Consider the following 8,809-nt stretch of genomic DNA (forward strand, 5'->3'; position numbering starts at 1 on the left):
AGTTTGAATCCGGGTTATGCGGGCGTGCTCGTGACTGTCTGGGCGGATCAGCGATCGATCTCGCCAAAAACGATGTCCTGCGTGCCAATGATGGTGACGGCGTCGGCAATCATGTGACCGCGCGACATTTCATCCAGCGATTGCAGGTGGACAAAGCCGGGGGCCCGAATCTTCAGGCGGTAAGGCTTGTTGGCGCCGTCGGACACCGCGTAGATGCCGAATTCGCCCTTGGGGTGTTCCACCGAGGCGTACGCTTCACCGGGAGGCACGTGGAAACCTTCAGTGAAGAGCTTGAAGTGATGGATCAGCTCTTCCATGTTGGTTTTCATGGCGGTGCGCTTGGGCGGGGCGATCTTGTGGTTCTCGATCATGACCGGGCCCGGGTTGTTGCGCAGCCATTCCACGCACTGGCGGATGATGCGGTTGCTCTCACGCATTTCGGCGATACGGACCAGGTAGCGGTCATAGCAGTCGCCGTTGACACCCACGGGGATGTCGAAATCGAGCAGATCGTAGACTTCGTAGGGCTGCATCTTGCGCAGGTCCCAGGCCACGCCCGAACCGCGCAGCATCGGGCCGGTGAAGCCCAGCGCCTTGGCGCGTTCGGGATCGACCACGCCGATGCCCACCAGACGCTGCTTCCAGATGCGGTTGTCGGTCAGCAGCGTTTCGTACTCGTCGACGCAAGCCGGGAAGCGGTTGGTGAAGTCTTCGATGAAATCCAGCAGCGAACCCGAACGCGCGTCGTTCATGACGCGCACTTCCTTGTCGCCGCGGTACTTGCTGGTGTCGCCGTATTGCGGCATCGAGTCCGGCAGGTCGCGGTAGACGCCGCCAGGACGATAGTAGGCCGCGTGCATGCGCGCGCCCGAGACCGCTTCATAGCAGTCCATCAGGTCTTCGCGCTCACGGAAGGCATACAGGAACACCGCCATGGCGCCCACGTCCAGCGCGTGCGAACCCAGCGACATCAGGTGGTTCAGCAGACGGGTGATCTCGTCGAACATCACGCGGATGTACTGCGCGCGCAGCGGGGCTTCCACGCCCAGCAGCTTTTCGATGGCCATGACGTAGGCGTGCTCGTTGCACATCATGGACACGTAGTCCAGGCGGTCCATGTAGGGCAGCGCCTGGATGTAGGTCTTGTGTTCGGCCAGCTTTTCAGTGGCGCGGTGCAGCAGGCCGATGTGCGGGTCGGCGCGCTGGATCACTTCGCCGTCGAGTTCGAGCACCAGGCGCAGCACACCGTGCGCGGCCGGGTGCTGAGGGCCGAAGTTGAGCGTGTAGTTCTTGATTTCTGCCATGATTTAACGCCCCAAGCCGTAGGAGTCTTCGCGGACCACGCGCGGCGTGACTTCGCGCGGATCGATCGTGACCGGCTGGTAAATGACGCGCCGTTGTTCCGGGTCGTAGCGCATTTCGACGGTGCCGGACAGCGGGAAGTCCTTGCGGAAGGGATGGCCGATGAAGCCATAGTCGGTGAGGATGCGGCGCAGGTCCGGGTGGCCTTCGAAGACGATGCCGTACAGGTCGAAGGCTTCGCGTTCGAACCAGCCCACGGCAGGCCAGCATTCCATCAACGACGCGACCATCGGGAATTCGTCGTCTTCGGCCCAGGTACGCACGCGCAGGCGCCAGTTGTTCTCGATCGAGAGCAGGTGCGCGACCACGGCGAAACGCGAGCGGTGGACCTTGGCGTTGGTTTCCTCGGGCAGTTGGCGCGTGCCGTTGCCCCAGGTCAGGTAGTCGACGCCGCAGAGGTCGATACAGGTTTCAAAGCGCAGGCCGACTTCGGTGCGCAGCTTGTTGCAGACGGAGAACCACTGCTGCGCGGGCACTTCGAGCGTCAGCTCGCCCAACGCCTCGGTCAGCGCGATATCCGCGCCGAGGGTGGTCTGCAAATTGTTTTTCAGGGTTTCGAGCCTGGTCATCATCTTGTACGCTTAGGTGAACCGATACGCTGGTTTCGCGGGGCCGGCTGCAAGGACTGCTGCCTGGCGCGGCGATGCTCAGCGCGCAATCGTGTTGGTCAGACGGATCTTGTTCTGCATTTGCAGCAAGCCGTAGACCAGCGCCTCGGCCGTGGGCGGGCAGCCCGGCACGTAGACGTCTACCGGTACGATGCGATCGCAGCCACGGACCACCGAATACGAGTAGTGGTAGTAACCGCCGCCGTTGGCACAGGAGCCCATGGAAACCACCCAACGCGGCTCGGGCATCTGGTCGTAGACCTTGCGCAGCGCCGGCGCCATCTTGTTGCACAGCGTGCCGGCCACGATCATCAGATCGGACTGGCGCGGGCTGGGACGAAAGATGATGCCGAATTGGTCCAGGTCGTAGCGGGCCGCGCCCGCGTGCATCATCTCAACCGCGCAACAGGCCAGACCGAAGGTCATGGGCCACATGGAGCCGGTCTTTGCCCAATTAAGGAACTTGTCCGCGCTGGTTGTGATGAACCCTTGCTTGAGAATGCCGTCTATAGCCATATTCGTCTCTGATAGCGTGCTGTGGAAAAACCCGGCGGGTTATTCCCAGTCCAGCGCGCCCTTTTTCCATTCGTAGATGAAGCCGACCGTCAGCACGGCCAGGAAAACCATGACCGTCCAGAAACCGACGAGGCCGACCGTGCCCTGGGCGATGGCCCACGGGAACAGAAAGGCGATTTCCAGGTCGAAAAGAATGAACAGGATCGCCACCAGGTAGTAGCGCACGTCAAACTTCATGCGAGCGTCTTCGAAGGCCTCGAAACCGCATTCGTACGGCGAGAGCTTCTCGGCGTAGGGACGCCGCGGGCCAAGGAGGGAGCCGGCCGTTAGAAGCGCGAACCCGATAAGGGTGGCCACTACGATAAACAGCAGGACGGGAAAATACTGTTGCAGGTTCATTCAGGCGTCCGTCAAATGCGCAAACCTTAGGATTGTAGCATTCGCGCGGTTACTTCTGGCTGAACTCTGTAGCTCGAACAGCAGGCGAAAGACAGCATTCCTCAAATGGAACAATGGCTGCTTTCAGCACCGGTGCGCAAGCATACAGCAGCCTGCCGATGCACGCACAAACACACGCAAAAACACAGGCGCGAAAACGAAAAAAACCACCCCGAAGGGTGGTTTCATACGAACGGGCCGAAGCCCGTTCGCGCTCTTTAAATCCAGGCAGGACTTGCGCCCTGCTTTGGATTAGAAGCGGTGACGGATACCGACGCCGACGGCGGTCGACTTGATGTCTTCCACGAAGGCGTAGTTCTTGGCGTACGAACCGTAAGCGTACAGGTTGGTGCGCTTGGACAGGTCGTAGGTGTAGCCCAGCGAGAAGATGTTCATCGTCTCGTCGTTGCGCGAGCCACGATCCAGGCGGTCGTTGCTCGGGTCAACCATCTGCCACGAACCGAACAGCTTGCTTGCGCCGCCGATCGGGGCGGACAGGCCGACCATGTACGAGTTGGCCTTGAAGCCATCAGCGAAGATGTTCGAGTTGAAGCCGATGTTGCCTTGGGTGCTGTTCAGGCCTTGACCAGCAAACCAGCCGTCGGTCGTGCGAGCGTAGGCCAAAGCCAGCTTCACGACTTCGAAGTCATACGACGCGCCCAGGGCGTACATGCGCGGGGTGGCGTCAACTTGGCCTTGGGCCAGCTTGTTCGAAGCATTCAGCTGATCGTACGAGAAAGCGACGTTCAGAGGACCGTTGACATAGCGCAGACCGGTCGTGATCGCGCGGGTGTTGTCGGCGGTGCGCCAGCCGGTTTGAGCGCCATTGTTGTCGTCGGCGTTGAACGAGTAACCCAGGCCGAACTGGAAGCCGCTGAACGACGGGGTCTGATACATGACCATGTTGTCGTAGCGTTGCGTGTTGGCAGCACTGAAGGCGGCACCGATGTTAGCCTGACCGAAGCCAGCGCCGAACGGGTCGATCGAGCCGAAGTACTTCGACGCGATGTTGGTTTGGCGACCGAAGTCCAGTTGACCCCAGCTGTCGCTGGCCAGACCGATGGTGGCTTGACGACCGAACAGACGGCCACCTTGGGCCGACTTGCCGTTACCCGAATCAAAGCCCGATTCCAGTTGGAAAACAGCACGCAGGCCGTCACCCAGATCTTCCGAACCACGCAGACCCCAGCGCGAACCGTTTTGGACGCCGTTGATCATGCCGAAACGGCTGCCGTTCAGGGCGTCATCCTTGGCGCCGCTGATCTTGTTGTAGCCGATACCCGTGTCGATGATACCGTACAGGGTGACAGACGTTTCTGCCTGGGCGACACCGGCAAAACCGGCGAGCAGGGCGGCAGCGAGCAGAGTCTTTTTCATTTAAGAAATCTCCGTTGATTTGAGTGACAAGAGCAGCAATCCAGCAAACCAGCCTGCCGCCCCCCTAACTCCGCGAAGGGAAGTTGACGCTATTGCATCAAAAATCAGGGGGGCTGGCTATGGTCGGCGCCAGAAAAGTGCAGGTTTACGACAGGCTTGTTGGGATATTGCAACATCTCAGCGAAGCCTGGCCGGACACGCTAGGGCTTACCCTTAGTTTTTAGGCCAAGCACCTATTCATGCGACTTTCAGCCCTGCCCCTAATTATCCGGACGCCCCGGATACCATCCCCGCCATCAAATACAGTCCCCTTCCGAGCCCTGTTTCCGCGTCGCCGCGGCCTCCAACCAGCCATCGGGATCGCACCTTCGCCATAAGGCCCCCGCAGCAGGAATGCGCCGATCCGTCCACTATCAATAACGTTGTTATTTATAAAAATCGCCGATATTATCGAGTCGTCGACTCCTCCATTCAGCCATATGCCTACGCCCCCTTCCCGCGCCGACCGTTCCGAACGGCTGAACGCGCTGCGCCGTCAACTGGTTCTGGACGCCGCGCAGCGCGTGTTCGAGCGCGACGGCCTGGAGCAGACCACGATCCGCGCGATCGCCAAGGAGGCCGGCTGCACCACTGGCGCCATCTACCCCTGGTTCGCCGGCAAGGAGAGCATTTATGGCGCGCTGCTGGAAGAATCGCTGGAACGCCTGCATGCCCATCTGGCCGAGGCGGCCTCCGACGGCCCGGCCCCGACGGCGGCGCGCACCGCGATCCATGCGTTCTTTGGCTACTACGCCGAACGGCGGACCGACTTCTCGCTGGGCATGTACCTGTTCCAGGGGCTGGGGCCGCGCGGCCTGGGCCGGGAAATGGACGAACGGCTCAACGCCCGCCTGCGGCAGTGCGTAGACCTGCTGGGCGTGGCGCTGGCCCGGACCAAGTCCTGGGAGGCCGCGACCGTCGCGGTTGAACAGATGAATCTCTTCACCTATTTGATGGGGTTGCTGCTGCTGCTGCACACCCGGCGCCTGAAATCCCTGGGCCAGCAAGCGGAAACGCTGCTGGACAACTACTGCCTCGCCCTGGAGCAACGATGACCGCAACCGACCTGGACACCCCGGCCGACGCCCCGCTGATCAGCCTGGCCGACTTCCATATATTGCTGGCCGACCAGCATCCGTTTTCCCTGCTGTTGGGCATAGACGTGATACGCATCGGCCGCGGCACGGCGCGTGCGGTGCTTCCGGCGCGCGACGCCCACCAGCGGCTGGGCGGCATCGTCGCCGGCCCCATGCTGATGGGCCTGGCCGACCTGACCATGTACGCCGCGGTGGTGGGCGCCACCGGACAGGCGCACGCGGTGACCGCGAGCCTGACGATCAATTTCCTGCGCAAGAGCCCCGCGGGCGCCATCTATGCCGACGCCCGGCTGTTGAAAGTGGGCCGGCTGTCCGCCGGGGAAGTCATCCTGACCGGCGAGGGTTCGGACGAGCCCCTCGCCCATATCGTGAGCACGTGGTCCGTGCCCAAGCCATGAGCATGCGCGTGAGCATCGTCGGCATGGGCAAGACCGGCACCCAGGCCGCGCAACGCCTCCTCGCGGCCGAGCCGGACATCGCGCTGACTCTCTACGACATCGAGCCGGGGCGTTGCGAGGACTTCCGCGGCAGCGCTACGCTGGCCACCTCCGCGCGGGAAGCGCTGGAAGAATCCGACACCATCGTGCTGGCCCTGCCGCGCGAACGCGAGATCGACCGCACGCTGGAGCGCTTCAGCGACGGCAACGTGACCGCGCCGGTGGCAGGCAAGCTGATCGTGGACCTGGAGCCACCCTGCGGCGAACGCGCGCACAGCCTGGACCAGGCCATCGTCGCGGCGGGCGGCCGCTACACCTGCGCGCCCCTGGCCGCGGCGGCCGACGCCCCGGTTACCGAGGCGCGCTTACTGAACGCGCTGGCGCTCGGAGCATGACGGCTGCAAGCGCTGCGCCACCGCCACGCACAGCGCCAGCCAAGCCAGGCTGATCGCGAAGCCCGCCAGCACGTCGCTGACGAAATGGACCTGCAGCAGGATGCGGCTGAGTCCGATCGCCATGATGAGCGCCGCCAGCAACGCGGTGCCCGGCAAGCGCCATGCCGGAGGCGCCAGACGCCAAAGCAGGTAGCAGGCCATGCCGTACACCGCCATCGCGGCCGAGGAATGGCCGCTGGGGAAGCTCCACCCCGCCACGCTGGCGTAGCCATGGTCATGGTCCGGCCGGACGCGCTCGAAGGCGTGCTTGAGCAGCCAGTTGAGCGCCCCGCCGACGCCGGTCGCAACGGCGCATACGACGGCCAGCCCCCATTGCCGGCGAGACAGCAAGAACAGGGTCATCAGCACGGCCACCCCGGTCAGGAAATTCCTGTCGCCCAGATACGTGAACCAAGACAGCAGCCACAGCAGCGGCGTCGACATGGACATGCCCAGCGCGCCAGCCAGCGCCCGGTCGAACGCGACCACCGCGCCCTCGCGCTCGATGGCGTAGGCCAGGACCAGGAACACGACAAGCGCCGCGGACGTCCCCAGCGCGAATAGCGCAACGCGGCCGCCGCCGGACAGGCGCGGCCAGCACCACGCCAAGGTCAGCGCAGCCGCCGCGGCCAGCAAGGGCAGCGCGACAAACAGCTGCAAGGCATGGGCCGCGGCCCATGCCGCATAGGCATCCGTCATAAATAAGAACCCGTCACCAAGAAATTCCCGCTCTGTCTCAATACAACGCGACCAGGGTCTTGTCCACCGGTGCAAACGCATGCGCCCCTGCGGCGTAGTCCCAACGCTCGATCCGGCAATCGCCCTGCCCCTCGCGGGTAATGACATTGACCGAATTGGGCACGTTGCCGCGCACGCGGCGCGAGCAGGTGGTTCCGGCCTGGACGACCCAGCCGCCGGAAGGAGCCGCCGGGTTCACGGGCAGCACATAGGGCAGATGGATATGCCCCCCCAGGATCAGGTCCACGCCGGCCTGCGCCCAGGCTTCGAGGGCCCTCTCGCGGCCGTTCAACAGGTTGGACAGGTCCGACTCGACCTTGGCGCGCACGGGATGGTGCGCCACCACGATGCGCAACTGCCCTGGCCTGGCCTGGCGCAGCCTCTCGGCGACCCGCGCGATCTGCGCGCCGGATATCTCGCCATCCTTGCGGCGGCGCGGGCGTGTCGTGTTGACGCCGATGGCGAGCAGGCCGGCGTTTTCAAACACGGGCTCCAGCACCGGGCCCAAAGCCCGCTTGTAGTTGCCGTAAGGATTGAGCGCGCGCGCGAACACGTTGAACAGCGGAATATCGTGATTGCCCGGCACCGTCAACACCGGCAGCGACAGGCGTTCAATGAATTTGCGGGCGGCGGCGAACTGGCCGCGCCGCGCGCGCTGTGTGATGTCGCCGCTGAGCACCACCAGGTCGGGCGCGAGATTGCAGGCCAGGTCCAGCGCGGCTTCGACCACGGGTTTGCGTTCCGTGCCGAAGTGGGTATCGGAAAAATGCAGGATACGGGTCATGAACGGTCCAAATATTGCGAGTCCGCCGGCACCACCAGCGGCAGCCGTTCGTCGGCCACTTTGAACTCCAGCGGCGTATCCATCCAGGAGATTTCGCCATCCATCGCCACCTTGACCCGGCGGCGCCCGCGCACGGCCACCGTCAGGCGGTCGAAGGCGAAACTCACCACATGCTCGGCTTCGCCCAGGCGGCTGAACAAGCCGCGCAGCAGCAAGCCATAGAGCGCCAGGGTGCCGACCGGCCGCGCCGCCATGGCGATCAGGCGGTTCTGGTCCAGCTCCGCGGATTCGATGCCGATGTGCTCCAGCTGGAGCTTGTTGTTGCCCACCACCAGCGTGGGCGAGCGCAGGTTGCGGGCCTGGCCGCCATGGTCCAGCAGCAGGCTCAACTGGCGCGGCGCGCGCAGTAGCGTGACCAGGCCGGACCACAGCGCCACCAGCCGGCTGCGGCCGTACTTCTGTTTATAGGCTTCGCGGTCCTCGAGCAATTGCGGATACAGGCCCAGGCTGGCATTGACCAGGAACAGCCTGCCATTGAGCATGCCGACCTGCACCGGCCTGGGCTGGCCTTGCAGGAAGCCGCGCAGGGCCACCTCGGTATCTTGCGAGATGCCGTAGCTGCGCCCGAAGTAATTGAAGGTGCCCTGGGGCAGGATGCCGAACGGCACGCCTTTGCCAAGCACGACGCCCGCGACCGCATTGAGCGTGCCGTCGCCGCCCGCCGCGATGACCACGCCCTGCTGTTCCTGCGCGCGCGTGACCGCAGCCTCGGCCGTGGCGGTCAGGCGCGACGGGTCCTGCACGGGCATCAGTTCATAGCGGCGCCCGGCCTCGTCGAGTATGCGGCGGATCGTGTCTTGGAGGATCTGCGCGTCGCCGCGTCCCGATCCGGTATTGAGGACGATGAAGAGGGGTTCTTGTCCCGTCAGGGAATGGGCCTCTGTTGCCGGTTTCTGCTGGGTTGACGTCATGCGTCAAA

At 63.8% G+C, this 8,809-nt stretch carries 11 protein-coding genes; 3 read left to right on the plus strand and 8 right to left on the minus strand.

Going from position 1 to position 8,809, the window contains the following annotated elements:
- Positions 1 to 47 precede the first annotated feature (47 nt).
- The 5 genes from N5C88_RS11260 to N5C88_RS11280 form a co-directional block, all read right to left on the minus strand.
- Positions 48 to 1,304 carry an NADH-quinone oxidoreductase subunit D gene (locus N5C88_RS11260; protein ID WP_059374957.1) on the minus strand — a complete coding sequence of 419 codons (1,257 nt, stop codon included), beginning with the start codon at positions 1,302 to 1,304 and terminating at the stop codon, positions 48 to 50.
- Positions 1,305 to 1,307: 3 nt separating this feature from the next.
- Entirely contained in the window at positions 1,308 to 1,934 is a 627-nt protein-coding gene (locus N5C88_RS11265) for an NADH-quinone oxidoreductase subunit C (RefSeq protein ID WP_059374964.1), read from the minus strand.
- Positions 1,935 to 2,009: 75 nt separating this feature from the next.
- Complete coding sequence (locus N5C88_RS11270; protein WP_006217960.1) at positions 2,010 to 2,486, minus strand: NADH-quinone oxidoreductase subunit B; 477 nt, start codon at positions 2,484 to 2,486, stop codon at positions 2,010 to 2,012.
- 39 nt (positions 2,487 to 2,525) lie between these two features.
- The gene (locus N5C88_RS11275) at positions 2,526 to 2,885 is read right to left on the minus strand and encodes an NADH-quinone oxidoreductase subunit A (protein WP_006217959.1); all 360 of its coding nucleotides are present in this window, start codon (positions 2,883 to 2,885) and stop codon (positions 2,526 to 2,528) included.
- A 291-nt stretch (positions 2,886 to 3,176) separates the two neighbouring features.
- Positions 3,177 to 4,301, minus strand: a complete 1,125-nt coding sequence (locus tag N5C88_RS11280; RefSeq protein WP_280015328.1) for a porin — start codon at positions 4,299 to 4,301, stop codon at positions 3,177 to 3,179.
- A 479-nt stretch (positions 4,302 to 4,780) separates the two neighbouring features.
- On the opposite strand from N5C88_RS11280, the gene N5C88_RS11285 reads away from it, so the two are divergent.
- The 3 genes from N5C88_RS11285 to N5C88_RS11295 are packed head-to-tail and all read left to right on the plus strand — an operon-like array spanning position 4,781 to position 6,269.
- On the plus strand, positions 4,781 to 5,395 hold the full coding sequence (locus N5C88_RS11285; RefSeq protein ID WP_059374967.1) for a TetR/AcrR family transcriptional regulator: 615 nt from the start codon (positions 4,781 to 4,783) through the stop codon (positions 5,393 to 5,395).
- On the plus strand, positions 5,392 to 5,835 hold the full coding sequence (locus N5C88_RS11290; protein ID WP_059374970.1) for a PaaI family thioesterase: 444 nt from the start codon (positions 5,392 to 5,394) through the stop codon (positions 5,833 to 5,835). The genes N5C88_RS11285 and N5C88_RS11290 overlap by 4 nt, the downstream gene beginning before the upstream one ends.
- Positions 5,832 to 6,269 carry an NAD(P)-binding domain-containing protein gene (locus tag N5C88_RS11295; protein ID WP_280015329.1) on the plus strand — a complete coding sequence of 146 codons (438 nt, stop codon included), beginning with the start codon at positions 5,832 to 5,834 and terminating at the stop codon, positions 6,267 to 6,269. The genes N5C88_RS11290 and N5C88_RS11295 overlap by 4 nt, the downstream gene beginning before the upstream one ends.
- Here the strand turns inward: N5C88_RS11295 and N5C88_RS11300 are convergent.
- Genes N5C88_RS11300 through N5C88_RS11310 form a run of 3 tightly spaced genes read right to left on the minus strand, consistent with a single transcriptional unit; the run spans position 6,240 to position 8,801 of the window.
- Complete coding sequence (locus N5C88_RS11300; protein ID WP_280015330.1) at positions 6,240 to 7,007, minus strand: phosphatase PAP2 family protein; 768 nt, start codon at positions 7,005 to 7,007, stop codon at positions 6,240 to 6,242. The two genes, N5C88_RS11295 and N5C88_RS11300, sit on opposite strands and share 30 nt — an antisense overlap.
- 37 nt (positions 7,008 to 7,044) lie before the next feature.
- Entirely contained in the window at positions 7,045 to 7,830 is a 786-nt protein-coding gene (locus N5C88_RS11305) for a metallophosphoesterase family protein (protein WP_059374977.1), read from the minus strand.
- Positions 7,827 to 8,801, minus strand: a complete 975-nt coding sequence (locus N5C88_RS11310) for a diacylglycerol kinase family protein (protein WP_059374979.1) — start codon at positions 8,799 to 8,801, stop codon at positions 7,827 to 7,829. Before N5C88_RS11310 ends, N5C88_RS11305 begins: the two co-directional genes overlap by 4 nt.
- Positions 8,802 to 8,809: the final 8 nt, after the last annotated feature.

Source organism: Achromobacter sp. GD03932, assembly GCF_029839485.1.
GTDB classification, from domain to species: Bacteria; Pseudomonadota; Gammaproteobacteria; order Burkholderiales; family Burkholderiaceae_B; genus Achromobacter; species Achromobacter bronchisepticus_A.